The organism is Paenibacillus oceani, from assembly GCF_014705615.1.
Taxonomy (GTDB): Bacteria; Bacillota; Bacilli; order Paenibacillales; family NBRC-103111; genus Paenibacillus_AB; species Paenibacillus_AB oceani.
On the sequence record NZ_JACXJA010000016.1, the window covers coordinates 56703 to 82828 of the forward strand.

General features: G+C 54.1%; 27 protein-coding genes. 20 read left to right on the forward strand and 7 right to left on the reverse strand.

Annotation, left to right across the window (positions count from 1 at the left end; genetic code table 11):
• Positions 1–3: 3 nt before the first annotated feature.
• Positions 4–501 carry a cation:proton antiporter regulatory subunit gene (locus tag IDH45_RS13570; RefSeq protein ID WP_317891209.1) on the reverse strand — a complete coding sequence of 166 codons (498 nt, stop codon included), beginning with the start codon at positions 499–501 and terminating at the stop codon, positions 4–6.
• A gap of 312 nt (positions 502–813) precedes the next feature.
• Here IDH45_RS13570 and IDH45_RS13575 point away from each other — a divergent pair, with 312 nt between their 5' ends.
• The 8 genes from IDH45_RS13575 to IDH45_RS13610 all read left to right on the forward strand — a co-directional run bounded on the left by IDH45_RS13575 (position 814) and on the right by IDH45_RS13610 (position 8159).
• Positions 814–1494, forward strand: a complete 681-nt coding sequence (locus IDH45_RS13575) for an ABC transporter ATP-binding protein (RefSeq protein ID WP_190928439.1) — start codon at positions 814–816, stop codon at positions 1492–1494.
• On the forward strand, positions 1491–3986 hold the full coding sequence (locus IDH45_RS13580; RefSeq protein ID WP_190928441.1) for an ABC transporter permease: 2496 nt from the start codon (positions 1491–1493) through the stop codon (positions 3984–3986). Before IDH45_RS13575 ends, IDH45_RS13580 begins: the two co-directional genes overlap by 4 nt.
• Before the next feature lie 118 nt (positions 3987–4104).
• The gene (locus IDH45_RS13585) at positions 4105–4782 is read left to right on the forward strand and encodes a response regulator transcription factor (RefSeq protein ID WP_190928443.1); all 678 of its coding nucleotides are present in this window, start codon (positions 4105–4107) and stop codon (positions 4780–4782) included.
• Between the two features lie 4 nt (positions 4783–4786).
• The gene (locus IDH45_RS13590; protein ID WP_190928445.1) at positions 4787–5809 is read left to right on the forward strand and encodes a sensor histidine kinase; all 1023 of its coding nucleotides are present in this window, start codon (positions 4787–4789) and stop codon (positions 5807–5809) included.
• 50 nt (positions 5810–5859) lie between these two features.
• Positions 5860–6441, forward strand: coding sequence for an NAD(P)H-dependent oxidoreductase (locus tag IDH45_RS13595; RefSeq protein ID WP_190928447.1), 582 nt, complete (start codon positions 5860–5862; stop codon positions 6439–6441).
• Between the two features lie 114 nt (positions 6442–6555).
• A complete protein-coding gene (locus IDH45_RS13600; RefSeq protein WP_190928449.1) occupies positions 6556–7131 on the forward strand; it encodes a histidine phosphatase family protein in 576 nt (191 codons plus the stop codon).
• 13 nt (positions 7132–7144) lie between these two features.
• The gene (locus IDH45_RS13605) at positions 7145–7639 is read left to right on the forward strand and encodes a GNAT family N-acetyltransferase (protein ID WP_190928450.1); all 495 of its coding nucleotides are present in this window, start codon (positions 7145–7147) and stop codon (positions 7637–7639) included.
• 49 nt (positions 7640–7688) lie between these two features.
• Positions 7689–8159, forward strand: coding sequence for an SRPBCC family protein (locus IDH45_RS13610; protein ID WP_190928452.1), 471 nt, complete (start codon positions 7689–7691; stop codon positions 8157–8159).
• A gap of 53 nt (positions 8160–8212) precedes the next feature.
• Here IDH45_RS13610 and IDH45_RS13615 read toward each other — a convergent pair whose 3' ends face one another.
• Positions 8213–10432 carry a heavy metal translocating P-type ATPase gene (locus IDH45_RS13615; protein ID WP_190928454.1) on the reverse strand — a complete coding sequence of 740 codons (2220 nt, stop codon included), beginning with the start codon at positions 10430–10432 and terminating at the stop codon, positions 8213–8215.
• Positions 10433–10632: 200 nt separating this feature from the next.
• Here IDH45_RS13615 and IDH45_RS13620 point away from each other — a divergent pair, with 200 nt between their 5' ends.
• The 3 genes from IDH45_RS13620 to IDH45_RS13630 are packed head-to-tail and all read left to right on the forward strand — an operon-like array spanning position 10633 to position 12518.
• Positions 10633–11079 (forward strand): GNAT family N-acetyltransferase, encoded by a 447-nt coding sequence (locus tag IDH45_RS13620; protein ID WP_190928455.1) that lies wholly within the window; start codon positions 10633–10635, stop codon positions 11077–11079.
• A gap of 46 nt (positions 11080–11125) precedes the next feature.
• Positions 11126–11818 (forward strand): RNA polymerase sigma factor, encoded by a 693-nt coding sequence (locus IDH45_RS13625; RefSeq protein WP_190928457.1) that lies wholly within the window; start codon positions 11126–11128, stop codon positions 11816–11818.
• A complete protein-coding gene (locus IDH45_RS13630) occupies positions 11763–12518 on the forward strand; it encodes a hypothetical protein (protein ID WP_190928459.1) in 756 nt (251 codons plus the stop codon). The genes IDH45_RS13625 and IDH45_RS13630 overlap by 56 nt, the downstream gene beginning before the upstream one ends.
• Before the next feature lie 133 nt (positions 12519–12651).
• Here the strand turns inward: IDH45_RS13630 and IDH45_RS13635 are convergent, their stop codons facing one another.
• The 3 genes from IDH45_RS13635 to IDH45_RS13645 are packed head-to-tail and all read right to left on the reverse strand — an operon-like array spanning position 12652 to position 15219.
• Positions 12652–13434: an ABC transporter permease gene (locus IDH45_RS13635; protein ID WP_190928461.1), complete on the reverse strand. Its 783-nt coding sequence runs from the start codon at positions 13432–13434 to the stop codon at positions 12652–12654.
• A 7-nt stretch (positions 13435–13441) separates the two neighbouring features.
• On the reverse strand, positions 13442–14245 hold the full coding sequence (locus IDH45_RS13640; protein ID WP_190928463.1) for an ABC transporter permease: 804 nt from the start codon (positions 14243–14245) through the stop codon (positions 13442–13444).
• On the reverse strand, positions 14242–15219 hold the full coding sequence (locus IDH45_RS13645) for an ABC transporter ATP-binding protein (protein WP_190928464.1): 978 nt from the start codon (positions 15217–15219) through the stop codon (positions 14242–14244). The genes IDH45_RS13640 and IDH45_RS13645 overlap by 4 nt, the downstream gene beginning before the upstream one ends.
• Before the next feature lie 227 nt (positions 15220–15446).
• On the opposite strand from IDH45_RS13645, the gene IDH45_RS13650 reads away from it, so the two are divergent.
• Positions 15447–16364, forward strand: a complete 918-nt coding sequence (locus IDH45_RS13650) for an aminoglycoside phosphotransferase family protein (RefSeq protein ID WP_190928466.1) — start codon at positions 15447–15449, stop codon at positions 16362–16364.
• A 29-nt stretch (positions 16365–16393) separates the two neighbouring features.
• Here the strand turns inward: IDH45_RS13650 and IDH45_RS13655 are convergent, their stop codons facing one another.
• Entirely contained in the window at positions 16394–16582 is a 189-nt protein-coding gene (locus IDH45_RS13655) for a uracil-DNA glycosylase (RefSeq protein WP_190928468.1), read from the reverse strand.
• Positions 16583–17012: 430 nt separating this feature from the next.
• Here IDH45_RS13655 and IDH45_RS13660 point away from each other — a divergent pair, with 430 nt between their 5' ends.
• The 6 genes from IDH45_RS13660 to IDH45_RS13685 all read left to right on the forward strand — a co-directional run bounded on the left by IDH45_RS13660 (position 17013) and on the right by IDH45_RS13685 (position 23645).
• The gene (locus IDH45_RS13660) at positions 17013–18482 is read left to right on the forward strand and encodes an N-acyl-D-glucosamine 2-epimerase (protein ID WP_223836638.1); all 1470 of its coding nucleotides are present in this window, start codon (positions 17013–17015) and stop codon (positions 18480–18482) included.
• 97 nt (positions 18483–18579) lie between these two features.
• Positions 18580–19557: a hypothetical protein gene (locus IDH45_RS13665; protein ID WP_190928470.1), complete on the forward strand. Its 978-nt coding sequence runs from the start codon at positions 18580–18582 to the stop codon at positions 19555–19557.
• Positions 19532–20218 carry a DUF4129 domain-containing protein gene (locus tag IDH45_RS13670; RefSeq protein WP_190928472.1) on the forward strand — a complete coding sequence of 229 codons (687 nt, stop codon included), beginning with the start codon at positions 19532–19534 and terminating at the stop codon, positions 20216–20218. The genes IDH45_RS13665 and IDH45_RS13670 overlap by 26 nt, the downstream gene beginning before the upstream one ends.
• Positions 20202–21395 carry a DUF4350 domain-containing protein gene (locus tag IDH45_RS13675; protein ID WP_190928474.1) on the forward strand — a complete coding sequence of 398 codons (1194 nt, stop codon included), beginning with the start codon at positions 20202–20204 and terminating at the stop codon, positions 21393–21395. Before IDH45_RS13670 ends, IDH45_RS13675 begins: the two co-directional genes overlap by 17 nt.
• 2 nt (positions 21396–21397) lie before the next feature.
• A complete protein-coding gene (locus IDH45_RS13680; protein ID WP_190928475.1) occupies positions 21398–22318 on the forward strand; it encodes an AAA family ATPase in 921 nt (306 codons plus the stop codon).
• Positions 22269–23645, forward strand: a complete 1377-nt coding sequence (locus IDH45_RS13685; protein ID WP_190928477.1) for a DUF58 domain-containing protein — start codon at positions 22269–22271, stop codon at positions 23643–23645. The genes IDH45_RS13680 and IDH45_RS13685 overlap by 50 nt, the downstream gene beginning before the upstream one ends.
• Here IDH45_RS13685 and IDH45_RS13690 read toward each other — a convergent pair.
• Positions 23612–24592 carry a stage II sporulation protein M gene (locus tag IDH45_RS13690; RefSeq protein WP_190928479.1) on the reverse strand — a complete coding sequence of 327 codons (981 nt, stop codon included), beginning with the start codon at positions 24590–24592 and terminating at the stop codon, positions 23612–23614. The genes IDH45_RS13685 and IDH45_RS13690 overlap by 34 nt on opposite strands.
• Positions 24593–24707: 115 nt before the next feature.
• On the opposite strand from IDH45_RS13690, the gene IDH45_RS13695 reads away from it, so the two are divergent.
• Together IDH45_RS13695 and IDH45_RS13700 are read left to right on the forward strand one after the other, a co-directional pair.
• Entirely contained in the window at positions 24708–25499 is a 792-nt protein-coding gene (locus IDH45_RS13695; RefSeq protein ID WP_190928481.1) for an RDD family protein, read from the forward strand.
• Positions 25500–25548: 49 nt separating this feature from the next.
• The gene (locus tag IDH45_RS13700; RefSeq protein WP_190928483.1) at positions 25549–26121 is read left to right on the forward strand and encodes a hypothetical protein; all 573 of its coding nucleotides are present in this window, start codon (positions 25549–25551) and stop codon (positions 26119–26121) included.
• Positions 26122–26126 lie beyond the last annotated feature (5 nt).

Here is a 26126-nt window from a genome sequence, read left to right on the forward strand (position 1 = left end):
AAGTTACAAGCTCCCGTTCAATAGCAGCTGCTTAAGTTCCTTTAAATGCATCCGTTCCCCGGCTACGACCAAGGTCGATCCGGCTGCAAACATATACTCCGGCCCGGGATTCATACATTTTTGATGATTTTTCTCAATGACGGCGATGATCGTTGCCCCTGTTCTCCGCCGAATATCCAATTCCCCGATCCGCTTCCCGATACATAACGACAACGGTTCGATCCGCAGCCACTCGATCAGCAGTCCGTCCAGCATCATTTCCTGCGTTTCCAACTGCTTCGGCTTGTACGTGATGCCGGATAAGATCCCGGATACCGTCCGAGCTTCCTCGTCGTCGAGCGTAATCATCGACATGACCTCGTCGGGATCGTCCGGATTCAAATGGTACAGCTCACGGCGGTCGTCGTTATGAATGACGATTACAAGCTTGTCGCCGCTGCGGGTATCCACGCAAAATTTACGGCCAATGCCCGGCAAATCCGATTCTCTAATGTTCAAGATGCGCCCCTCCTTTCCTGATTGCTGGAGAAGCGATACAACTCGTGACTAGAACTATGGGTCATTGTACGAAACGCCTCCTATGCCAGTATTGAGAACCAGGACTGAACAATCGCTTAAGTACTCCATGTCAATCTCCTCCTTTGAAATGTTGTACGAATAGACCTCCCGGAAGAGGTCTACTTCAAATCTTACCAGACGACAGAAATAAGTCCAGTCTCTAGTCCCAGGTAATTTATGATGTCACCAGAATGTAAGATGTCCCGGTTATAATCCGATTAGCAGGATCAAGCTAACGGAATTGGAGATGACGGGATGAGCATTTTAAAAACGATAGATATTAAGAAAGTTTACGGCAAAGACTCGAACCGGGTCGTCGCGCTGGACGGCGTTAGCCTGGAAGTCAAGGAAGGCGAATTCATTGCGATCGTCGGCTCTTCCGGCAGCGGCAAATCGACTTTGCTTCATATGCTGGGAGGCCTGGACAGAGCTACAAGCGGACAGGTGTATGTCGATGGCAAGCCTATTTTCGATATGAATGACGACGAGCTGACGGTGTTCAGAAGAAGGAGAATCGGGTTTATATTTCAACAGTACAATCTCGTTCCGATCTTAAACGTCTACGAGAATATCGTGCTGCCGATCGAGCTGGACGGCAACCGTGTCGACACTGCGTTCATCGAACAGCTTGTAAAGAGGCTGGGGCTGCAAGACAAGCTGCATCATCTGCCGAACCATCTGTCCGGCGGGCAGCAGCAGCGCGTTGCAATCGCCAGGGCGCTGGCGACGAAGCCGTCGATCGTTCTGGCCGACGAGCCTACCGGAAATCTGGACACCCGGACAAGCCAGGAAGTGATCGGGCTGTTGAAAGTAACGAGCCGCAGCTATAATCAGACGATTGTGATGATCACGCACAATGAGGAAATCGCTCAGCTTGCCGACCGGATCATCCGGATCGAAGACGGTATCATCGTCGCCGGCGGTGAACGGCTATGATGTTCCCCAACTCGAATTCCAGCATCGTCAAACGACTGACGATCCGTTCCTTACAGCAAAACCGGCTCCGCAACCGGTTTGTATGGCTGGCGATAGTTCTTACGGCGTTTTTGGTTACCTCGGTATTCAGTATCGGAATGAGCTACGTCAAAACGATCGATAGGCAGCAGTTGAAGATGATGGGGACAAAAAGCCATGCCGCGCTTACGCTCCCGAGGGAGGATCAGATCGATAAGCTGAGGAAGCTCGATTATGTGGATGATGCAGGATTGTCCGCAAGTGTTGCACATGTGGTCAACACGCCCGAAATGGGCCATATATCCGTGAATCTGCATTGGTACGACAAGGCGGAATGGGAGAAGATGAGAAAACCTCTAGTCGATTCGTTCACCGGTACTTATCCGCAGAAAGTTAACGAAATACTAGTGCCAACCTGGATTCTGGAGAAGATGGGAATTCGGAATCCGCAGCTCGGGATGCCGATCGAGCTTGCTTACAGGACGATACGGGGAACGGAACTGTCGGAGGAAATACAGAGCGGCTTCGTATTAAGCGGTTGGTATTCGGAGACGATGCATATCCGTTCGGGCAATATCGGGTCGATGTTCGTCTCTGCTCCATTTGCCGAGTCGCTGGGCGCTTATCCCTGGACGACGGGCAGCGCCTCGATCGTTTTCAGCAGCGAGAAGCGAATTTCAACGTTAGCGGAAAGGCTGGAGCGGGATATCGGGCTGACCGGCGATCAGAAGGTTAAAGTCGTCCCGCTGTATGAGCGTGAAACGGAAGGCAGTCTGGCTACGGGTGCCGGGTTCGCCGGGCTGATCGGGTTCATCTTATTCAGCGGCTACCTGCTTATTTACAATGTGCTGTATATATCCGTATCCAAAGATACGAGGTTTTACGGGTTGTTAAAAACGATCGGAATGACGCCGAGGCAGATTCGTACAATCGTTACCGGTCAAGCTCATAGGCTCGCATGGACCGGAATACCAGCCGGAATGGCGCTTGGGGCCGTCACCTCGTTCGCAGCCGTACCGCTGGCGCTCGGCAGTCTGGACATGGAAGCCGGGGTGGAAGTGTCCTTTAGTCCGTTCATCTTCATAGGAACCGCCTTGTTTACTTGGCTGACGACAATGGCAAGCAGCATGAAACCGGCCGCGATCGCGGGCAGCATTTCGCCGATCGAAGCGGTGAAATATACCGGATTAACAATGAATACGAAAGTGAAAAAAAGCACCGGCGGTTCGAAGCTGTACCGGATGGCGCTGCGCAACGTCTTCAGGGACAAGAAACGCGCGGCGGTTGTGTTCCTGTCGCTTTTCCTCGGACTAACTACGTTTTTGACCGTGAATTCGCTCGTCTTAAGTATGGATACGGACCATTTTCTGGCCAGCTACACGGAAAACGATTTTGATCTGTACAACAATACGATGAGGATCGGCTACCCGGATGAAGTAAAGTCCGTAATCACGGAGGACAAGCTGAAGGACATCCAATCGATCGAAGGGATCCGTCAAATCAGAACAACGTACATGTCCAAGCTGGCGATCCGCTACGACCCGGGTGTGTTCGGCAAACATATCGACGCTTTTGTACAGAAAACCAAATCGGAACGGCCGAGCGACGAAGCTATCACCCAGAACGATTTGTTCCGTTCTCTGCTTATCGGGCTGGATACGGACTATGTAAGGGAGATGAATCAAAAGCTGGAGGAACCGATTGATATCGGGGCATTTGAGCGAGGGGAAGTCGCTTTGATCGGCGGTTCGCCGGAATATTACGAGACATGCAGTCCGGTCCAGTTCCGCCTGCCCGGGAATAACGCCGAAAGAACCGTACAGATCGGCGGGTTCGTCGACTGGATGTTTCAAGCTCCTTACGGCAGTCTGGCGCCGAATGTATATGTCAGTCATCGGGCTTTCGAGCAAATGGTGGCCGATCCGCTCATTTACAAGCTGAACATTCAAGCCGATCCCGCCAAGCATCCGCAAATCGCGGATCGTCTCAAGGCGATTATTGACGGAGATCACGCCTGGTATATGGAATCGAGAATGGAACAGGCGGAGGATCTGAAAGCGGGCAAGCAGATGCTTTATATACTCGGCGGCGGTATTACGGTGATATTAGCTTTTATCGGCATACTCAACTTTATGAATACGATGCTGACGGGAATAACGGTCCGGCAGCAGGAGCTGACGGTTATGGAAAGTATCGGGATGAGCAAGAAGCAGTTGAGAACGATCCTGCTCTACGAAGGAGTCTGGTATGCCGTTTTGACGGCTCTGCTCCTCTCGACGCTCGGGACGTTGATCAGCTACGGAGCTTATCGGTTGTTCCGGATCGAAGCGACGTATGCGGTATATACATTTCCGTTCGTACCGCTCCTAGTATCGCTAATGCTTGTTTTTGCGGTATGTCTGGTTGTTCCACTCGTTTTCTATCGAATATTGAAAACAAAAACGATCGTGGAGCGGTTAAGAGAAGCGGCCTGACCACGGGCAAGAGATGAGGTATCCCGGCGTACCTCTCTTTGGTTATGTCTGCAGCCGGACCGATTAGACGATGCAGGTATTAATACTTATAATGGAAGTATAGGAAGGGGAAAAAGGGATGACCCGAATTCTCATAGTGGAAGACGACAAACTGCTGAACGAAGGATTAACCTTTGCGCTCGGCAAGCAGCATTACGACGTAATCGGCGCGTTCAGCTATGACGAAGGGTTGTCCGCCTTTCGGAAGTTTTCCCCGGATCTCCTTATCCTGGACATTAATCTGCCAGACCGGAAGGGGACCGAGCTGTGCCTGGCGATCCGGCAAACCTCTCAAGTTCCGATCGTCTTCTTGACGGCGAATGACAGCGAGCGGGATATTGTCGAAGGGTTCGAGCTGGGAGCCGACGATTATGTGTCGAAGCCGTTCAGTATGGCGGTACTGTGTCAGCATGTCAAAGCGATATTGCGGCGAAGCGGTAAAGATGGCGCGGACGACACGTTTACCGACCGAGATATTGCGGTGCATTATGCCAGGATGAAGGTGTACAAACGAGGCAGGGAAGTGAAGCTGACGGCCAACGAATTCAAGCTGCTTGCGATTTTGACCCGGCATAACGGACAGGTGCTTACCCGGCAAATCATTCTGGAAAAGCTGTGGGATTTGGACGGCAACTTCGTCGATGAAAATACGCTGAGCGTGAACATCAAAAGGCTGCGGGACAAGCTGGAGGACGACGTCAAAAACCCGGATTATATCAAAACCGTATTCGGCATCGGTTACACGTGGGGAGAATAGCCGGATGAAAAGCTCTTTCACCCGGATGATCGCCTTTTGTTACGGCGCATTTCTGCTGTCCGGTACCGTTTACTTCATCATACTCATCGTGCTGTTCGAACCGGGACGTGGGGTCATCGTGTTGACGGCCGGCTTTATGGCGATTTCTGCGCTTATATGGACCGGCTATGTGCTGGCGATCCGCAAACGGATGACGACGATTTTGCACCAGTTGTCGCTGACGATACAATCGCTGATCGAGCTGGAAGAACGGGAGCTGTTTCCCGTCACGGAAGATACGATGTTGTCGAAGCTTCAATCCCAAATCGTGAACCTCTCGCGCGTGCTGAAATCGCAGAGGAAGCGGTATCAGGAGGAAGGCGATGAAATGAAGGCGCTCATCTCCGACATCTCCCATCAGCTGAAGACGCCGCTGGCCAATCTGAACTTGTACAATAGTCTGCTGCTGGATGAAAGTCTGGATGACGGCAAACGTAAGCAATTTACGCTTCATATGCAAAATCAGCTGGAGAAAATGACCTGGCTTATGAACAGTCTGATCAAAATGTCGCGGCTTGAGGCCGGGATGATCGAGATCCGCAAGGAAAGCGCAAGTCTTGCCGATACGGTGTTGTCGGCGATCAAGCAGGCCTATCCGGGCGCCGATTCGAAAGGAATGGAGATCCGGTTTCAGTGTGGACAGCCGGTCGTGATCCATCACGACGTCAAATGGACCGGTGAGGCGGTTTACAATGTCATCGACAACGCCGTAAAATATTCGCCGCCCGGTGCGATCATCGAGGTCGGAATCGACGTGTATGAGTTTTTTGCGAGAGTAGACGTCTGGGATTACGGCGAAGGGATCACTGAAGACGAGATAAACCGGCTGTTTCAGCGGTTTTACCGGGGAGACAACGCACGGAACGTCGAAGGGGCCGGCATCGGTCTGTATTTGACCCGGAAGATGATAACCGAGCAGGGCGGCTACATCAAGGTAACCTCGACACCAGGGAAAGGAAGCCGATTCTCGGTCTTTTTACCTGTATAACCGGTTCGGTCCGGCGCCGGTTCAAATCTGCTATTCGAGGGGGAATTGAAATGAAAGCCGTAGTTATCGTAGCTCATCCGAACAAAGCCAGCTTTAATCACGCGATTGCAGGCCGAGTCCGCAAAACTTTGGAGAACAAAGGGTATGATGTGTTTTTTCATGATCTATACGCGGAGAACTTCAATCCGATCTTTGTGAATGAAAGCTCTAACGTCGAAGATGAGCTTGTCTTGCTTCATCGCCGGCATATGGTGGAAGCGGACGCTATCTTTATCGTTCATCCGAATTGGTGGGGGCAGCCGCCTGCGATACTGAAAGGCTGGGTCGATAAAGTATTGTTCGAAGGTGTGGCGTATAAGTTCCCGGAAGGAGTGGACGGCGGCGGAGTTCCGGTAGGGCTGCTGCAAGCCGGCGTTGTTCAAATTTTGAACACTTCCGACACGCCTGAAGAAAGGGAACGGGCGGAATTTCACGACCCGCTGGATACGATCTGGAAAAACTGCATCTTTAAATATTGCGGTGTCCTGAACGTACACCGGAAAGTGTTCCGGGTTATAGCTTCTAGCACGGAGCCGGAACGGATCGCCTGGCTGGATGAAGTGGAAGCGATCACGACCAGCCGGTTGAGTTAGCCGCTGGTCGTTCAGGGCAGTGGTTAGGCTGCGATGTATAAATCGGTATGTGCTTTCGATATTCTACTATATAAAAGAAGAATTCTATTTCTCGCTTGAAGGGCGGGTGGCGGATTGGAGAGTCACAATACGATTTTATATTTTGTGAGGCACGCCCAATCGGCATATGTCGAAGGCTCCGAATGGACGCGGGGATTGACGGAGCAGGGGAAACGGGACGCGGAGCGGGTCAAGGATTTACTGACCGGCGAACAGCCGGACTTGTTCGTGTCGAGCCCTTATCGGAGGGCGGTCGATACGATTCTCCCCTTGGCGCAAGCATGCGGATGCGAGATCCGGCTTGAGGAGGATCTGCGTGAACGTGCATTGTCAGGTGCGGAAATGGGCAAGGATCGTTTTTTTGATGCGAAGCGGACCTTGTTCGAGCAGCAAGACTTCGCCTACCCCGGCGGCGAATCGAGCAACGAGGCGCGGCGGCGGGCGAGTCCGGTTATCGCGGATTTGCTGAAGCGGCATACGGGCAAACGGATCGTGATCGGCACTCATGGCGACATTATGACTTTAATGCTGCAGACGTACGACCCGTCCTGCGATTTCGGGTTTTGGCAAAACACGACGATGCCGGATATTTACAAGCTTGAATTTGACATGCAAGGTGAGCTGATCGCGAAGAGAAGATTATGGGGCTGAAGGAGGTCTGACATTGATCCGATTGTGTACGATGGACGATGCTGCGACGATTTATGAGATTATTAATGATGCCGCGTCAGCCTATAAAGGGACGATCCCGGAGGACCGGTATCGGGAACCGTATATGCCTGTAGAGGAACTGGAGGCGGAAATCGCGGACGGCGTCTTGTTTTGGGGCGTCGAGCGGGACGGAGGTTTAGTCGGTGTGATGGGCATCCAGGACAAAGGAGAGGTGGCGTTAATCCGCCATGCTTACGTCCGCACGACCGAGCGGAACGGGGGGATCGGTACCCGGCTGCTGTCGCACTTGATGAGCCAGACGGAGAAGCCGGTGCTGATCGGAACTTGGGAAGCGGCGGAGTGGGCGATCCGGTTTTATCAGAAAAACGGGTTCGCGTTCGTGTCACCGGAAGAGAAGCGAATCCTGCTTCAGCGGTTCTGGAACGTGCCGGAACGGCAAATCGAGACGTCCGTCGTCTTGTGCGACAGCCGGTGGAGCGCGAATTGATATCCGGAAAACGAACGTAGATGATGCTTTATATCGGACCGGAGGAATTATGCCAATCGTTCATGTGGAGATTGTAGTGCGAAGCGACCTCGAAAGCTGCTTCGACGCGTCAAGGGATATCGGTCTGCATACGAAGACGGTATGGAAACATACGCGGGAACAAGCGGTAGCGGGTGTGACGTCCGGGCTGATCGGCTATGGCGAGACCGTAACGTTTGAAGCGACCCACTTCGGCATCCGGCAGCGGTTAACTTCGAAGATTGTGGAATTTGATCGGCCGTACCGGTTTGTGGACGAGATGCAAAAAGGAGCGTTCGCTTACCTCCGGCATGCTCACGATTTTCTAGAGCATCCGGAAGGAACGCTGATGAAGGATACGCTGGAGTTTCATTCCCCGTACGGAATCATCGGGAAAAGCTTCAACTTCGTCGTGCTGGAGCGGTACATGACCCGGTTTCTCGCGGATCGGAGCCGTTGTTTAAAGGAACAGATGGAGTCGGGCTTGTGGCGGCGGAGCTGACTGCATAAAACCCTCCGGGAATCGTATGCCCGGAGGGTGTCAATGAAAAGGAGTTAGCCCGGCTGCTTCTGTCTGGTTTGGAGCAGAATCGTTAAACTGACGAGAGTTACGAATATCGTCGCTCCCATATCGGACAAGATGGCGATCCATAGCGTCAGCCAGCCGGGTATGGTGAGCAGAATCGCCAGCAGCTTCAAGCCGAGCGAGACGGAGATGTTGAACTTGATAATCCGGTTCACTTTTTTGGAGATGCGGATCGCCTCGGGCAGCTTGCCCAAATGGTCCTGCATCAGGACAATGTCCGCCGTCTCGATTGCGCTGTCCGTTCCTTTCCCCATGGCGATTCCGAGCTGGGCGGCGGCCAGAGCGGGAGCGTCGTTCATGCCGTCCCCGATCATCGCTACGCGGCCGTGCTGTTCAAGCTCCTTGATCTTAGCGACCTTATCCTCCGGGAGGAGATTGCTGTAGTAATTGCTGACGCCTACGGCAGCCGCCACTTTCTCGGCTGTTTTCCGGTGATCTCCGGTCAGCATAACGGTTTCACGGATGCCGGCCCGGTGAAGGGCGGCGATTGTATGGCGGCTTTCCTCGCGAACCTCGTCGGCGATTCCGAATATACCCAGAATGTGATCCGTATCCGCCACAAGCACGAGGGTAAGTCCTTCGTTTTTTAACTCCTCGATCGAAGCGCGTACGGTGTCGTTAAGCGTAATATGATCGATCGCTTTTTCGCTGCCGATCCAGTATGTCCTACCTTCCACTTTTGCGGTCAAGCCTTTTCCAGTCTGATTTTGCATCTCCTCGGCATCAGGCGGCACGATGCTTAATCGGTCCAGTTCCTTCATGATGGCTTTGGCCAGAGGATGGGAGGACGATTTCTCCATAGCCCCCGCAACCCGGTAAAAACGTTCCTCGGCGTATACGACCGTACGCTGCACATGCGGCTCGCCTTTCGTAAGCGTTCCGGTTTTGTCGAAGGCGAGGATGTCGATTTTGCCGAGCTGCTCCAAAAACACGCCGCCTTTGACGAGAATACCGTTCCGTGCGTTCCGCGCAATTCCCGAGATGATCGCAATCGGCGAAGACAAGATTAACGCACACGGGCAACCGACGATTAATACGGCCAAGCCCTGGTACAGCCATTTCCCCCAGTCGCCCCCGAGCATCAGGGGAGGGACGATGATAACAAGTGCGGCGATGATCATAATAAGCGGCGTATAGATTTTGGCGAATTTGTTAATGAACAGCTCCGTTGGAGTTTTCGTCTCCTGGGCCTCTTCGACCAAATGCAATATTTTTGCAAGCGACGAATCGCTATAAGGCTTGTCGATGCGAACCCGCAGGACGCCGTCGTTATTGAGACTGCCTCCGAATACGAACTCGCCGGCCGTTTTCTCGATCGGCATCGATTCTCCGGTAATCGCCGCTTCGTTTACCGAGCTTCTTCCTTCCGCAATTGTCCCGTCGGACGGAATTTTCTCGCCGGGTTTTACCAGAACGATATCGCCCACCGCCAGCGCCTCGATCGGGATGACCGTTTCTACGCCGTTGACCACTTTGACGGCTTCCTTGGGAGCGACTTGCAGCAGCGTTTCCATCGTCCGCCGGGCTTTCTCCATGCCCATGCCTTCCAGCAGCTCGTTCAACCCGAAGAGAATGGCGACCAGGGTCGCTTCCTTCCATTCGCCGATTGAAACCGCTCCGACCAAGGCTACCGTCATTAACGTGTCGATATCGAACCGGAGCCGGAACAAATTTTTCAAGCCGCGCATAAACGTGGTATACCCGCTCAAAACAGTCGCCAGCAAATACAAACCGATCAGATACGGTTCGCCGATCTGTCCGCCGAGCAGCAGGGCCGCCGCATACAAAGCGCCCGACGTGATCAGCAGCCCCCAGATTCGCGAATGGGAGCCGCCGTGCGAATGGTCGTGCCCGTGCGAATCGTCGTGATCATGATGAACATGTCCATGCGAATGATCGTGGCCGTGGTCGTGACCATGGGAGTGATCGTGTCCGTGACTATGCGAATGTCCGCCGGATGCGTGATTTTGATCGTGTTGATGCGGTCTGGGCTGCGGCCTGATCAAGGCGGCGCCGTCCGTTTTTAATATTTGTTCGACCTTGGCGAGATCGATTAGCGGATGAAGCGTAAGTTTGCCGGAGTTAAAGCTAAGCTTGGCATCGCTGCCGTGCTCCAGCCGCCGGATTTCATCCTCGAGTCTTTGGGCGCAGCCCCCGCAGGAAAGTCCCTTTACTTTGTACTCGGCCATGACGAAACCTTCTTTCCGATAACATATGATTATATGTTCATATGATATGTCGCATTTCGTTTTTTGTCAAACCTATATTTCCCACAATGCAGCAATACTAATTGATTAAAAACGTTGTTTCTGTTGCGATACCCAAAAAATGTATAATAGGATGGATACCTGAGGAAGCAGGGACTTGAACGCTGATGGAGGAAAAGAAAATGGCAGTCGAAGCAGATCGCGAAACGGGATTCAGCATAACTCACGACTATAACGACGAGGATTACGACTATGTGGCGGAGAGCTTATACGAGTACAATGTCAGTGCGACCGGGGGACTATTGAGGAAGCCGGCCCGGGATATTCATCTGTTTTTAAGGGACGAGTCCGGGCGGGTGGCCGGAGGGATTTTTTGCGAAACGTTTTCCTACTGCATGTACATCGACGTTTTTTGGATCGATGAGTTATACCGGAGCCAAGGTTACGGCAAGAAGCTGCTGCTCGAAGCGGAGAGAGCCGGCAAAGAGATGGGATGCCTGTTCTCGCACACGTCCACCTTTTCGTATCAGGCGCCAGAATTTTACAAAGGGATGGGATATGAGGTGTTCGGCGTGCTGGACGAATACCCGGACGGGATCAAGCAATTTTTTCTGAAAAAACGGTTGTAGGTGGAGCTGCGGCATACTTCATGACTTTGGCTAAAGCAAGGAGACGATGCACCGATCCAAAAGAGTAGATTATTTTTCAAAAAAACCGAACGATTTCGATAAAAAAAACCAATATAGTGTAGGCAAAAGGAGGGAGGAGAGCGCAATCGATCCGACACCGGAATTAATCGATCGGGTGCTGAATGGGGATGGCCATGCCTTTGAGCAGCTGTACAACCTAACGATCCGTAACGTATACCGGACCTTATACTTCTTATGCGGTGCGGACCGGGACGACGTCGAGGATATCGTCCAAAGTGTATATTTGGAGTTGTACCGCTGTCTGTCGAACTTCAACAAAGGCAGCTCATTCACTGCATGGATGTCGGGAATTACATTGCGGCAGCAGCAAGCCTATAAACGGCAAAAGTGGAAGGAACGGCGCAGGAGGGAGCGGCTCTACTCGGTTCGAGACACGGACCGGAGCATCGGCGCGGACGGGACATCCCATTCGCCGGCTGAAGAAGTTATGGAGCAGCTGGACCTGCTGTCGGATAAGCTTCGGCAGGTGATCGTCCTGCATTATCTAAGCGACCTGACTCAACAGGAAGTGGCCGATCTGCTGGGCATCCCGGTCGGCACCGTCAAGTCGAGAATCAATCTGGCGTTAAGACGGCTAAGGGAACTGGGAAGGAGGGAGCACGATGCGCAACCGGGACGAGCTGATCCGGTCCATACTCGACAAAGCGGCCGCCATTGAACCGCCTCCGGAGCTTAAAGGGAAAGTGATGCAGCTGGTGCTGCGCGGCGGCAGCGGAAATCCCGTATCCGCGATCCGAGTCGATTCCTGGGATGAGTCCGATCCGATGGACCGGATCTTGCAGCAGTTGAAGCCGGGCATGGGCATTGCAGTGTATATAGCCGGTACGGCAGATCGCACAGTCAGCCAGCAAACCTGCTACAAACCGGTCGAATGGACAGGGAGTCTGAACGGGCTTCTGGAGGCAGCCGCACCGTATGATCCGCGATTGCCAGCAGGGGCCGAGTTGATCCGAGCGAGTGTGATGTACGGATTCGATAACTTAACCAATGACGAAATAGCGGAAATGATCGAACGGAGCGAACATACCGGACAGCGGGTAGTCGTCAGAGACCTGGTTCCGAACGATCGTCTCGTAGGCGCACAGCTGGATTATACGTACGGAGGCACATCGTTTGAGTATCACATCCTGACGACAACCAAAAGCCGGATACACGTGCCGGATATACAAAGTCATCGCATTGAACGGGTGGCGGTTAACGGACAAGAGGGCCTCTACTTGTCGGACGGGTATCAGAATCAAATGATCTGGGTTGAGGAAGATTCGGCTTCCGGTTATCCGCTTCAATACGAGATCCGAGCCCGCCAAGCGGAGAAAAAGTGGCTGCTGGCGATCGCCGGATTATGCACGATCAGGTGATCAGGTGAAAAGACAGTGACTTCGCCATAAACGGAAAAAACCGATTGCAGAACCAAGCCGCCGCCGGTTCCGTAATCGGTTTTTTGTGCGCAACCGGTAACGTTCCGTTCGGGGAAACGCACCCATGAAGCCATCAAGAGCCTGTCGAACGATAATGCTTCACGCCGAAATGCCACACCAGCAAGCACGGGATTATGAAGACAACCCCGGCTAAAGGGGAGATCATATAGAGCAGATCGCTGCCTTCGGTTTTGCCGAGAATGTACAGCATCGGCAAGTAATTAATACATGCAAACGGGATGACGAACGTAAAAAAACGGGACACCCACTTCTCGTAAATATTGAGCGGATATTGGGCCATCTCTCTGCCGCCGTCCGTAAAAATATTGGCTACCTCCAGCCCCTGGATCGTCCAAAAGCATAAAGTGGCCGCAAGGATGAAAATTCCCGTAAACACGAGGACGCCGCAAGCGATCATCAGGATCAGCGTAACGATTTTCCAGGCGGTCCAATCGACGGGCAGGCTGGCAATCGCCCAGATCAGCACAATCAAGCTCTGGGTCAACCGTCCGACCCGGGTGAATTCGAATTTGGAGCCCATCACTTGCACGACGGTGCTTCTCGGGCGGACGAGCAGCCGGTCGAAGTCGCCTCCCGCAACCAGCGAGGAGAACGTATCGAAGCCCCGGGCAAAACATTCGCTGATGGCAAAGGAGATATGAGTGACCGCGAAGATCATCGCCACCTCGAAAAACGTCCATCCCTTCAACTGGCCGAACCGTTCGAACAAAAAGTACAATCCTGCGAACATCATAAACGGGGTGAGACACTGGCCGACAGTCAGCATCCAGAAAGACGCGCGGTACTGCATCTGAGACTTGAACAAGATGACCATATATTTGAAATAAAGCTTCATCGCCCGCTCAACCTCCTTGTACGATAACTTTCCGCATCGCCCGGCTCAGCAGCCATTTGCCGAGCGCGACCAGCACGAGCAGCCAGCCGATTTGTGTGGCGATCCCGATCAGCGCCTGGTCATGCGGGATGTGACCGGTATACACCCGGAACGTAAAGTCCGCCGTCAGATGAAACGGGAGCAGGTAGGTAACTTCCTGCAGCCAGGTCGGCATGAGCGGAATCGGGATAATGCGCCCCGAGAAAAATTCGCCGACGATTCCGAACATAATCATCGAGCCGGTAGGCGACATCGTAACGAATACGGAAATGTAGATGAGCATCGAAATCGCCACGACAAGCAGCAATCCGAGCATCATCGTAATGAGGAAATAGATAAGGGCCGCGCCGTCATTCGGCAGCGACAAGTTGTAGGGCTCCGGTATAAAAAAGACGACAGCCAGTATCGGAAAACAGCGAAGCATCGCGCTGGACAGACGCTGCGCGATCAGCTTGGAATACCAAAATTCATAGATGCCGGCCGGCCGGCACAGCTCGTAGGCGATATTGCCTGTTGTAATAAGCTGAAACAGCTCGTTGTCGCGGGACCATAACATGACGATCGCCAGAAAGGCCTGCTGCAGCCAGACATAGGTAACCAGCTGCGGCAGAGACATCGGCTGCACTTCAACGGACTGGCTGTAAAAAGCGGAAAATATCATAATAAAGACGAAACCGAAGAAAAACTGGGTAGCGACTCCAGCCAGCGCGGCCGCCCGGTATTGCATCCCGTTTTGCAGCCGCAGCTTTAACACAGACGAGTATGGCTTCATATTTGATACTCCCGGTACAGCTGCACGATAATCTCTTCGACCGGGTACGCTTCCACAGCGAGATCGAGCAGTTCGACTTGAGCGGATAGCTGGCCGATGACTTCGGAGATGTTCGCTTGCTCTGTATTCACGCTTAGCGTTGCCCGTTCGGGCGTCCAGGACACGATCTCCGTTCCCGGAATGTCCGGCCGTATGGAAGTTTCCCGGTAATCGGCGGTGATCGTTTTGCGCGTGCCGAACCGGCTTCTTAACGAGTTCAATTTGCCGTCGAACAGCAGGCTGCCCTTGCCGATGAGCAGAATCCGGTCGGCCAACGCTTCGATATCGTTCATATCATGGGTCGTCAGGATGACGGTTACGCCTTTTTCTTTATTGATCGTTTTGATAAACTGTCTGACGGCGATTTTGGAAATGGCATCGAGCCCGATCGTCGGCTCGTCGAGAAACAAGATTTGAGGGCTGTGCAGGAGGGAAGCGGCGATTTCGCATCGCATCCGCTGGCCGAGACTCAACTGTCGAACGGGCGTCCGAACGATACTATGAAGCTCCAGCGTATTGACGAGCAGCTCGACGTTGTCCTTATATTCCTTTTGCGGCACTTTGTAAATATCCCGGAGCAGTTCGAAGGAGTCCATCACCGGAACGTCCCACCATAATTGAGTCCGCTGGCCGAACACGACACCGATGTGCTTCACATACGGCACGCGCTCCTTCCATGGCGTATACCCCATGACGCTGCAGGTGCCGCCGTCCGGGACGAGAATCCCGCTCAACATTTTGATTGTGGTTGACTTTCCGGCGCCATTAGGTCCGATATACCCTACGATTTCGCCTGGTTGAATCGTAAATGATACGTGGTTTAAGGCGTGGACTTCGGTAAACTCGCGGACGAACAACGCTTTGGCCGCCTGCATCAGTCCGGTGGAACGCTTGGCGACTTTAAACGATTTGTGCAAACCTTCTACGGATATCACTGACCTCATGCCTCCTTTATGGAACGATGGATTTTTTGCAGCACATCCTATTGTCCTCAAGCGAAGCGGCTGGGGCAAGGGGGAAGATGAGTATAATTATTTTCCCTTTTGAGAGATTCATGTCCTTGAAAAAGGCAGGGCAAGGGGACAAGCAGACACGTCTGCGGGTCTTTGATATCATAGGAATAGATGGGGAGTCGAGAATAGGGCGAGCGGGTGAGTTTACGATGGAGGAACGGATTCGGAAGCTGCTGAAGGAGCTCCGTCAGCAAGCGGAGTTTGACCGGCATGAAGTGGTGGCGAAAGGGCACTCGGATGCGGTGAAGCTGGCTTTATTCCGGGATGGGCTGCCGGCCTATTTACTGCGGATCTATAGGCTGGACACTTACAGCCGCCGCAAGAACGAACACGATTTCATAAGGCAGCACTACACCAACGGGGTTCGCTGCCAAAAGCCGATCGCGCTGGAAGCTTGGCCCGAGCTGCAGCTATGCGGGCTGCTGTTAACTTATATGGAAGGGGAGAGCGGGGAAGTCGTACTGCCGGGACTGTCCTCCGAAGAGCAAATCTTGCAAGGCGAAGCAGCAGGGAAAGAGCTTCGGACGATCCATACGGTTGTTCCCGAGACAGAGATAAACGGGTATGAGCGCAGGTACGTCAAATATTTAGACAAAAAAAGAAAATTCGGCGAGCTTGGTCTTCGCTTCCACAAGCAATCGGAGCTTGAAGCTTATATCGAGCGGAGCTTCGGTCTGCTTCGCGACAGTCCGGTCTGTTTTCAGCATGACGATTATCATCCGTCGAACTTGATCTTCCGGGACGGTCGACTTGAAGGGGTAATCGATTTCAGCCGGTTTGACTGGGGCGACCCGTGGGAAGAGTTTTTTAAGCTGCCCAAATACACATGCGCCGTCAGCCGATTATTTGCTGCAGGTCAAATCAGCGGTTACTTCGACGGAAAAATCCCCGATCGTTTCTGGGAGAAGTACAATTTGTTCGTGGCCCTTAATCAGCATGCTACATTGCTTGGGAGTTCGTCAAACGGCAAAGTTCAACAAGCGCTTGAAAAAATCGAAACGACGATTGAAGGCCACGATTTTGCCGGCGGGGGACCTCCTGCCTGGTTCCGGGAGACGAGTATTTAAATAGTCACATTCGGCTTTACGGTGTATTCTTACCGGGTTCCGGGAGCACGCTTTGCTTCGAAATTCATGCAGGGCTTGCCGGACGAGGACAGCACGGTGACGCTCGGCATTTGCGGCGACTTGAAGCCGAACGCTTTGCAGCCTTTCGGAAATTGGGGGTCCCAGGTGACATAAAAGTAGGCGCATTTCATACAATCGATCCGTTTGTGGTCTGACATAGGCTCTCCTCATTTGCTTGGTCGGTATTATTATAACGTACCGGAAGAAAAAAGAGAGCAAAGTTTATTCTGGCGATAATCGGGAAACGTATGCCGGGAGTCGCGAAAGGACCGAAAGCGAATAGGAGCGGTTTGTACCCTTTATTTTGTCCGAAATCGGCTTGTACGGGTAAATAAGAGCGATTTGAAGCTTCAATTATGAGCGAAAAAGGTAATATACCCAACCGATGAATGATATAAGGGGGGCAAACCACCTTTATTTGCTTCTGTCTTCCATAAATGCCGAAAATAAAGGGTGCCAACATCTCTTAATTAATTGTTCGGTGCAGAGAACATACGATGAACAGACGGGTGCATACATAACATTAGTTATCGCGAGATATCGCGCCTTTTGCCTTCAAGCGGACAAATCCGAAAGGAAGGTGCCGGAATGAACGATGGAAAGAACGAAAGGCAGAACGAGAGACGGAACGAAAAGCAAAATGAAAAGCAAAATGACAAGCAAAATGATAAGCAAAATGATAAGCAGAACAAAAGAAGTAATCGCAGCGTCACCGCAGACGGCATACACGGACCCAGCATCCAGGTAGACCCGCTGTTTCCCTATTACGCCAACCGGTCAGCGGACAGTATCGCCGAGGAAGTGTTACTGGCGGGGTACCGGATCGTACACTATTTCGTAGTTAACGAAAACAACATAAACGCCGAACTGCTCCGGGCGTTCCATCGGCGCGGCATGTTCGTATGGGCGCTTGTGCTCGGCAACGGGACGTTTTCCACGGAAGGGTATCCGAAGGAGTGGATGCAATGGGAGATGAAGCTGCTGAAGCCGGTCGAGGACGGCTACCGGCGATTCTCTTATTTCAGCAGGGACTATGTAAGGTGGAAAAAGCGTACGATCGCGGAGTTGCTGGCGCGATATCCTTTCGACGGGATCGAGATTGCCGAGCCTTATTTTCCGGAATGGGACGGCATCCGCCGAGGCGTATACGGGGATGTGGGCCCGATGGCGCAAAAAACGTTTATGGAGCTGCACGGCTGCCGGATGCCCGATTTTGTCAACCAGTTATCGCCGCGATATTACAAAAGAGATACCGCGACTTATACCAAATGGGTGGAGTTCCGGGTCGATGCGGTAAACGGGTTCGTCGACGAGATGATCAACGGGGAAGGGGGCGCCCGCGACGTACGTCCGGATATCCGGACCGCGACCTGGTCGCTGGCCGTAGACGACGGCCCGGATTCCGCGTCCCGGCTGAGAGAGATGCAGGGATTGGACGCTCCGGCAATGATCGCCCGTGTGCGTCCCGATCTGCATATGCTGCAGACGCATTGGCCGGATTGGGTGAAGGCTCGCCTGCCGGGCGATTACATCCGCAGCTACGAACCGTTCGTACGTGATATCCGGGCATCGCATCCCTTATTGCCCCTTGGCGTTCAAGCGGATATCGGCTCGGCGAAGACGATGATCAAGGACCGGAGATGGCTTCATACGTTTGCGGGTACGGCGAATCAGCTTGGTTACGCGACATGGACTGCATACGAATATCATATCGGCGGGACGATGTACGAGACGAGGCCGGTTCCGTGGAAAGCGGTCCGGATATCGTTAACCGAGGTGATGATCTCCTTTAACAAGCGGATCGATCCCGGCAGTTGCACCAATTTGCAGCAATTATTTGGAGTATATGAGGCCGGGGAGCACAGACCTGCCGGTATCAGTCATCTGCAGACGGACGGCAACCGGCTCTTCGTGCGTTCCCCGATATTCCCGGCGGGTCCGTTCGAACTGCTGATCCCGGCTATCCGGGATACGCCGGAGCTGTGGCTGTTCAAGGACTGCAAGGCGAACGAGGCGGCACCCGGATCGCGGGTTTCCGTACCTGCGTGTCTGGTATAGGCAGGCGGTGCGATCGATTTTCAGAAAAAAGCTTCGGCTTCCTCGTAACCGGATGGTATAATAATCAGGATCATGAACAGTAGGAGGAATATTCCAATTGACGTCACATCAACAACCCCTTAGTTTCGGCCGGATGCTGGACCGCAGCTTCCAACTGTACCGACGCCATTTCGCGAAGTTCGCCTTGCTCGCGTTGATGATGTTTGGTCCATTGTATTTGATGTATTCCTGGATATTTGCCGATACGAATCCGAGCTTTTCATTTGACAATTTCGGCAGCTCCTTCACCGCTCCAATGGACAGCGAGATCGGCGAGAACATCAGTGTTGGAGCTATATTGTTTTTCGTGTTTTTGTTGCTGCCCGTCACGTTCCTGATTCTTACACCGGTGGCTTTCTCAACGTCGGTATTTTTGATCGGGCAAGTGTATGACGGGAATTCGCCGGATCTGGGCACAGCCTTCAAACAAACGTTCCGCCGGTTTTGGCCACTATTCGGCAACAGCGCGCTGTTTGGTCTTATTATGCTTGGCATCTACTTGGTGCTCGTCTTTGCAATCGTTTTGCTTGTCGTCGTATTGGTTTTTGTTTTTGGAATCATGGGCGGATTAACGTCCAGCGCCGGATTCAACGGTAGTGCGGGACTTATCTTCACCGCTGTCGTCTTGTATATTGCAGTTATTTTTCTCGTTTATGCGGCAATCTCGTTTTTCCTGATCCGCTGGGGCTATTTCATTCCGGCGGTTACGGCCCAAGGGGAATCGATCGGATTCGGTCCGAGCTGGCGGCTGACGAAAGGCAGCTTCTGGAGGCTGTTTTTCGTATACCTGGTGCTTAGCTTGGTCATGACCGCTTTTTCGTTTTTGAATTTGCTGCTGATCGGCTTCATTCCGGTCACGATTTTGCAAGTGCTTTTGTCTGCGCTGTTTTATATTTTGCTCTCGCCGCTGATTTTGTCCGTGTATGCCGTCAGTTATTACGATATGACGCTGCGGACGCAAGGCAAAGATCTGGAATCGATGCTTACCCGGATGCGTGAAGCGGAGCCGGATGGAGGGGTCCGAACTGTCGAGTGAACGAGCGATAACGCCTGCCGAGCTGGCCGCCGACCGGGAGAAGCTGAATGAAATTTTGTCGGGAAGCGAATACGAGGCGTACCGGACTGTGGCGGCAGAAGGGGAAAATGCGCTCAAGCGGCTGTTGCTCAAATTGTGGGAGACGATCCGGGAGTGGCTGCCCGATACGGCGGTCCCCCGTACGTTCGCGGATGTGATCGCTTATGCGGTCATCCTCGGCGGACTGGCTCTGCTTATCTGGCTCCTTATATGGATTGGCCGTTCGCTGGCCGGCAACCGTACCGTTCTGCGTAAAATCGGGCTAACCGAGAAGGAGCTGAAAGGAGCTTCTTCCAGCCGGTATATGGAACAGGCGCTGCAAGCGGAACGGTCGTTCGACTATAAAGAATGCTTGCGGTATCTGTTTCTCGCGCTGCTGATTTATGCGAACGAACGCGGATGGCTGCGGGCGGAACGGTGGAAAGCGAACGGCGAATACGCACTGGAGCTGAAGGCAAGCAAGCCGGAGCTGCTTCCGCTGTTCCGCAGCACGGCAAGTTTGTTTGAGCGAGTCTGGTACGGCAGCATGGAAGCGGATCGAGATTCGGTCGTCCGTCTGCGGCTTGAGATCGAAGCAGGGCTGACGGCGGGGGAGGCGGATGGATATGCTACGGGCGAATAGCGGAGGGGGTAGGCTCAAACCGTGGTCCCCGCTAGCGGCTATGGCCGCAGCCGTCGTCCTGTTCCTCGCAGCCGGCTTGTTTCTTGTCCGGGAGAAGGCGCCTGATCAGACTCCGTATGTATCGTTCTCCGCCGACCTGGACGGAACGAAGGCAACTGCCGAGATGATCGAAGGAGTCGCGGCCGACGTGCGCCAGTGGCGGCAGCCTTGGACGCAGCTGCCGGAGCCGGTGACCATAGGCGTGCTGGCGGCGATTCAGCCGGCGGCCGGCGGCATCGATCCGAAAGAACGGGATTCGGTTCTTCAATGGGTGGAGCGCGGGAACCATCTGCTGTTATTTCAGCAGCGGCCTGACGAATGGGCCGGCATGAACGGGGAGCGATTGGAGAAAACAGCGGATGCCGCAGACGGTGCGTTTCCCGTCAAACGGCTTCAGCCCGGATCGCCAGCCGTCGAAGCGTTAGCGGACAAGCCGGTAACGAGATACAGGCTGCAGGGAGCGGAGCCATCGGAGCAGCTGTTGACCGACGATTTCGGTACGCTGGCGGCGAGCCGCAGGTATGGCGAAGGAACGATCACGATCGTCCTGACGCCGGAATGGCTGCGCAACGATACGATCGACCGGCACGGCCACTTCGAGCTAGTATGGCCGATTCTGCGCGAGCTGTCCGACGGACGGACGGTATGGATCGACGAGTATCATCACGGGATTACATCCAAGCCCGGCCTGTTGGCCGTATACCCGGGCTGGCTGCTGGCCGTTTACGCTCAGCTGGCGCTGGCGTTTCTCGGCTGGCTCTGGATTCGCGGGAAACGGTTCGGCCCGGTCCATACGCCGAGGGAATGGATCGTGCGGCGCGGGGACGAGACGCTGCTTGCGGTATCCGGCTGGTTCCGGAAACGGCGGCTGAACGGGCATTTGCTCCGCGAGCAGGAAATGTACGTCAGACAACGGCTGCAGGACCGGTATGGAGTACGAGCGCAAGCATCCATCTCCGAATGGGTGGAAACGGTGCGTTCCCGCGCCGGAGACCGGGCTGCGTCGGAACTGCAGGTTATCCTGGAGCAGCTTGAGCGTGTATCGGGTTCGGACAGCGTTCCGGATCGCGAATTTTTGCAAACAAGTGGAAAAATCGCTGAATGGATCGAAAAGCTGGATAAGGAGAGATCGCGTTAACTATGGAACGACTGATCGCAAGCATGGAACAGACGATTATCGGCCAGCCGATGAACGTCCGTCTACTAATAACTGCACTGCTCGCCGGCGGCCATGTGCTGCTGGAAGGGGCTCCCGGACTGGGCAAGACGAAGCTGGTCCGGACGCTGGCGGAGAATATCGAGGGCGAGTTCAAGCGCATCCAGTTTACACCCGATATGATGCCGAGCGATATATCCGGCAACGTCGTCTGGAACGCGCGTACGAGTGAGTTCGATACAGTTCGAGGGCCGGTATTTGCCCATCTCGTGCTCGCCGATGAGATCAACCGGGCCGGGCCGAAGACGCAAGCGGCCTTGCTGGAAGCGATGGAGGAGCGGCAGGTAACGATTCATGGACACACTTACCCGCTGCCCGATCCGTTCCTCGTCGTCGCCACTCAGAATCCGGTGGAGTACGAAGGAACGTATCCGCTGCCGGAAGCGCAAATCGACCGATTTATGTTCAAGCTGACGCTGGATTATCCGTCCGAGGAAGCGGAAACGGCGATTCTGCGCGGACATGTTCCCCTTTCTGTGCAAAGTCCGAATAAGCCGGTTCCGGTAAGTACAATTGAGGAGATTCGAAGCAAACGTGCGGAGGCGGCGGGTGTAATCGCAGAGGAAGCGGTCCTCGGCTATATCGCCCGGATCGTCAGGCGGACCCGCGAGCTGTCGTCCGTGCGGCTCGGGGCGAGTCCTCGTGCGGGGATTGCGGTGCTTTCGGCCAGCAAAGCATGGGCTGTGCTGGAAGGTCGCACCTATGTCACGCCGGACGATGTGAAGCTGGTGGCCGTTCCTGCGCTGCGGCATCGGCTCATCTTGTCGCCGCAGGCGGAATTGGAGGGGATGAGCGGTGACGAAGCCGTCCGGGAAGCGCTCGCGTCTGTTCCGGTCCCTCGTTGACCGGCTGATCTGGCAGTCCGTGCTGCCTTCCCGGCGTGCGGTTGCCGTGCTGCTGGCCGGTGCTGCGGTCATTCCCGCTGGTTACGTCTGGAGCGGAGGCATGCTCTGGTTTTGGCTCTATAACGGGCTGTTCGCCGCCGTATCGGTCGTCGATCTGGCCACGCTGCCGAAGCGGCGGAAGCTCTCCGTCCGCCGTGTACTGCCGGATCGGGCCGAGCACAAGCAGCCGTTCGATGTTCGCATCGATGTATCGTTCAGCCACGCTCCGCAGTTTCCGTTAACAGTCGAAGTCGCGGACGATCTGCCTCTGACCTTCCGGGAGCATGCTCCGTTGAAGGGACGGTTGGAAGGAGAAGAGCTGCAGCTGTCGTATACGACCGAAGCGTCGGAACGGGGAGATTATCCGCTGCGCTACATATACGTCAGATATGGCGGCATCATCGGGCTCTGGTACAAGCAGGCGAGGGTGGAGGCGGAGCAAATCGTGAGCGTCTACCCGGACTTGTCCAATGTCCGCGGGGTGATGGCTTCCTTGCAGGACAGTCTCGTGCTGGACGGCCGCAAGCTGCATCGCAAGACAGTGTCGGGCATGGAGCTGCACGCGATTAGAGAGTATTCGCCCGATGACGACCCGCGCACGATCAACTGGGCGGCTACGGCGCGGGCGGGACGGATGATGACGACGATTCGGCAGCCAGAGAAGGGCAAAATCGTCACGCTGCTGATCGATTGCGGAAGGATTATGACCGTCGAGCTGGACGGCCGGACCGTGCTCGACCGGTCACTGGAGGCGGCGCTGACCTTGGCGGCCGTCGCATTACGGCAAGGCGATCAGGTCGCAGCGCTCGCGTTCTCTGGCAGCTTGAAAGCGTATGTCCCTCCCGGGGGTGGAATGGCGCATGTGCAGACGATTCTCGAAGCTTTGTACAATTTGAAGGGAGACTCTGCGGAGACGAATTACGCCCGAGCTTTTGACCACCTGCTGCGCGTACAGCGCAAGCGAAGCTTGATCGTGCTGTTCTCGGATATGGAAAATTATTTGTTCGAAGAGGAGCTTGCTCCCTATCTGCTGAAACTGCGGCGGATTCATCCGCTCGTCTTGCTGTCGCTGCAGGACCCGCTTCTGGCCGGATGGGCCGGAAGCGAAATCCGGACGGTGCAGCAAGCTTACGTGAGCAGTACGGCTCAGTCGTTCGAGCTGAAACGGAGACGGTTCGCCGCCCGGATGGCCGGGATCGGCGTACCTGTCCTGGATGTAGCCGCCGACAGGCTGGCGCTGGCGGCGGTAAATCATTATCTGGAACTCAAATCGAGGGAGTCAATCTGATTGCGTCTCAGCCTGCCGTAGATGTAATAGGCTGCCAAAGCGAGCAAGGTGAGCAAGGCGAACGCGTATTTCATCTCGAGGCTGAGGGCCGAAGGGGTAATATATCCTTCAATGATTCCGGCGATGACGAATAAAGGAACGGTTCCGAGCAGCAGTTGCACGGACTGCTTGGCCGAGCGGAGCAACTGCAGCTTCCACACGTATCGGCCAGGTACGAACATCCGGTACCCCATATACAGGCCGGCGCCGCCGGCGATAAAGATTGCGGCCAGTTCAATAACGCCGTGAGGCAGGATATAAGCCCAAAATAAATAGGTTTGTCCGGCTTTCCAGTATACGGCTGCGAGCGCGCCTATGAGGATGCCGTTATAAGCAAGCAGGTAGACGGTCCAGATGCCAAACGTAATGCCGCCGGCGAACGCGAGAATCGCGACCCGAATATTGTTGGTCATGATCTGGGTGGACAGGACGGAGTGGGGCGCGTCCTCGAGCCCTTTGCCTGTCTGCGACGGATCGATATGACCGGCGATTTGCTGCGGAAGAAGGGCGTACAGATTTTGCTCATCCACCAGGACGGAGGCAAATCCGGAGACCCCTCCGAATAGAAATAAGAGGGCGGCCGCAACGATAAACCACTGCCTTTCCCGGATCAGCCGTATAAAGTAAGTTCCGAAAAACTGTTTCAGCTGTCCGCTGCTTTTATGCTGCTGCCTGTACATCATATGATGGGCGCGGGTGACGAGCTGATTCAAATAAGCGGTAAGCTCGCCGCCGGGATCTTCGGTCTGCATCACGGCCAGATGCGAGGAAGCTTGCTTGTACAGAACGGTTAGCCGGTCAATGCTCTCCGCGCTTACCCGGCCCGGGGATTTGTCGAACAGCTCGATCAGTTCCTCCAGCTGCTTCCAATTCCCGCGGTGACGCAGCAGCTTTCGTTGTAGGTCCATATGTAGTTCCTTTCGTTCATTCCATTTTTAGAATTCAAAGATGAAATTGTATGCTATAGCAATCCAATACTCTAATGCTACCATATTAAGGCTCCAAAAGGGAGATCGAGGCAACATGAATCAAACGTTTCAAAGGGAAATGGATGTTGTAACCCCCGAGCAGGTCCGTCTAAAATTTCAGACGGCAGGCATTGGCAGCCGTGCGGGAGCGCAAGCGATCGATATGCTGCTGCTGGGACTCGTTATTTTGCTCGTGTACGCGTTGTTCGGCGAAGTGCTAATCCGGACCGGAGAGAGTCTGCTGACGGAATACGCGCTGGCCGGAGCGATCGTCCTTGCCTTCCTGTTGCAGTACGGATATTTTACGGTCAGCGAGTACGTTGCCGGTCGGACGATCGGCAAGCGGATCGTCGGCCTTCGGGTGCTGCAGGACAACGGTCAGCCGGTTACGGTATTGTCGTCGCTGATTCGCAACCTGCTTCGGATATTCGACTTTTTGCCTGTGGGTTACACGCTGGGGGCCATAGTCAGCTTCCTCCATCCTTCCGATAAGCGGCTCGGCGATTTGCTGGCCGGTACGGTGGTCGTTTACGATACGGCAGGAGAGCGGGGACGACGCAACAAACGGACGAACAAGGTGATCGAGCGCAGAAGAGTGAATCTCCCGGCTTTTACGCTGGATGAGCGTTACAAACGGCTCGTCGGCCGTGAGGATTGGCTGCTGCTGCGCACGTTTATCGACCGGCTGGAATGGATGGACAGTTACTCGCTGCGGATGCTTGCGCCTCAGATCGTCGCTCATTTTACTGCCAAGCTGGAGCTGACGCCGGGCGAATTGCCGGCATTGCCTCCGGAGGACGTGCTTGTCGCTTTGTATGAACAGCTTCGGGAAGACTGGGAGCTGTGAGCCAACAAAATTTCTGCTTGTTGAATAACGGTAAAGAAGCGGGAAAGGAGTGAACGGAATCGGACAGCGGAGTAGATTAGGTATCGTAAGTGTTTTGATCCTTGCGGCGGCTCTCTGGACTTATTTCGAATGGGTCCGGCCGCCGGTCAATCAGTTGGCGGAGCGGAGTATTCGCGAACAAGATCCGTCCTATCAGGAAATGATCCACCTCCAGGCATGGGGGGATCAACTGGTCGTTTATTACCGGACGAACGATAAAGTAACGGCGGTCTTGCTTCACAAGAAGATGCTTGGCTATGAAATCGCCCAGTATTTATTAAAACACGAATTGAACGAGATGCAGTCCAAAGCCATCAGCTGGAACGGCAACGGAGGAGACGGCAAGGAGAACCCTAATCTGCTGCACGGGATCGTATACGATCCGGCGGTCACGCAAGTTATTTTGATTAGCGAGCGAAGCAAAGGAGCGACGATTATTAGAAACGGTTCGACAACGATATGGTTTTCGTTCCTGGACGATCAGCCCCAATTGCCTATAACGATTCGCGCAACGGATAAAAACGGAAAAACGTTATACGAAACCGGCGTTATGGAGCACTGGGGCGAACAGAAGCGCCTGTAAGAAAC

Excerpts from the sequence above, each read along its gene's own strand:
- IDH45_RS13575 (WP_190928439.1), top strand. The coding sequence starts at position 814 with ATGAGCATTTTAAAAACGATAGATATTAAGAAAGTTTACGGCAAAGAC.
- IDH45_RS13580 (WP_190928441.1), top strand. The coding sequence starts at position 1,491 with ATGATGTTCCCCAACTCGAATTCCAGCATCGTCAAACGACTGACGATC.
- IDH45_RS13585 (WP_190928443.1), top strand. The coding sequence starts at position 4,105 with ATGACCCGAATTCTCATAGTGGAAGACGACAAACTGCTGAACGAAGGA.
- IDH45_RS13590 (WP_190928445.1), top strand. The coding sequence starts at position 4,787 with ATGAAAAGCTCTTTCACCCGGATGATCGCCTTTTGTTACGGCGCATTT.
- IDH45_RS13595 (WP_190928447.1), top strand. The coding sequence starts at position 5,860 with ATGAAAGCCGTAGTTATCGTAGCTCATCCGAACAAAGCCAGCTTTAAT.
- IDH45_RS13610 (WP_190928452.1), top strand. The coding sequence starts at position 7,689 with ATGCCAATCGTTCATGTGGAGATTGTAGTGCGAAGCGACCTCGAAAGC.
- IDH45_RS13615 (WP_190928454.1), bottom strand. The coding sequence starts at position 10,432 with ATGGCCGAGTACAAAGTAAAGGGACTTTCCTGCGGGGGCTGCGCCCAA.
- IDH45_RS13620 (WP_190928455.1), top strand. The coding sequence starts at position 10,633 with ATGGCAGTCGAAGCAGATCGCGAAACGGGATTCAGCATAACTCACGAC.
- IDH45_RS13625 (WP_190928457.1), top strand. The coding sequence starts at position 11,126 with ATGCACCGATCCAAAAGAGTAGATTATTTTTCAAAAAAACCGAACGAT.
- IDH45_RS13630 (WP_190928459.1), top strand. The coding sequence starts at position 11,763 with ATGCGCAACCGGGACGAGCTGATCCGGTCCATACTCGACAAAGCGGCC.
- IDH45_RS13635 (WP_190928461.1), bottom strand. The coding sequence starts at position 13,434 with ATGAAGCTTTATTTCAAATATATGGTCATCTTGTTCAAGTCTCAGATG.
- IDH45_RS13640 (WP_190928463.1), bottom strand. The coding sequence starts at position 14,245 with ATGAAGCCATACTCGTCTGTGTTAAAGCTGCGGCTGCAAAACGGGATG.
- IDH45_RS13650 (WP_190928466.1), top strand. The coding sequence starts at position 15,447 with ATGGAGGAACGGATTCGGAAGCTGCTGAAGGAGCTCCGTCAGCAAGCG.
- IDH45_RS13655 (WP_190928468.1), bottom strand. The coding sequence starts at position 16,582 with ATGTCAGACCACAAACGGATCGATTGTATGAAATGCGCCTACTTTTAT.
- IDH45_RS13660 (WP_223836638.1), top strand. The coding sequence starts at position 17,013 with ATGAACGATGGAAAGAACGAAAGGCAGAACGAGAGACGGAACGAAAAG.
- IDH45_RS13670 (WP_190928472.1), top strand. The coding sequence starts at position 19,532 with ATGGAGGGGTCCGAACTGTCGAGTGAACGAGCGATAACGCCTGCCGAG.
- IDH45_RS13675 (WP_190928474.1), top strand. The coding sequence starts at position 20,202 with ATGCTACGGGCGAATAGCGGAGGGGGTAGGCTCAAACCGTGGTCCCCG.
- IDH45_RS13680 (WP_190928475.1), top strand. The coding sequence starts at position 21,398 with ATGGAACGACTGATCGCAAGCATGGAACAGACGATTATCGGCCAGCCG.
- IDH45_RS13690 (WP_190928479.1), bottom strand. The coding sequence starts at position 24,592 with ATGGACCTACAACGAAAGCTGCTGCGTCACCGCGGGAATTGGAAGCAG.
- IDH45_RS13695 (WP_190928481.1), top strand. The coding sequence starts at position 24,708 with ATGAATCAAACGTTTCAAAGGGAAATGGATGTTGTAACCCCCGAGCAG.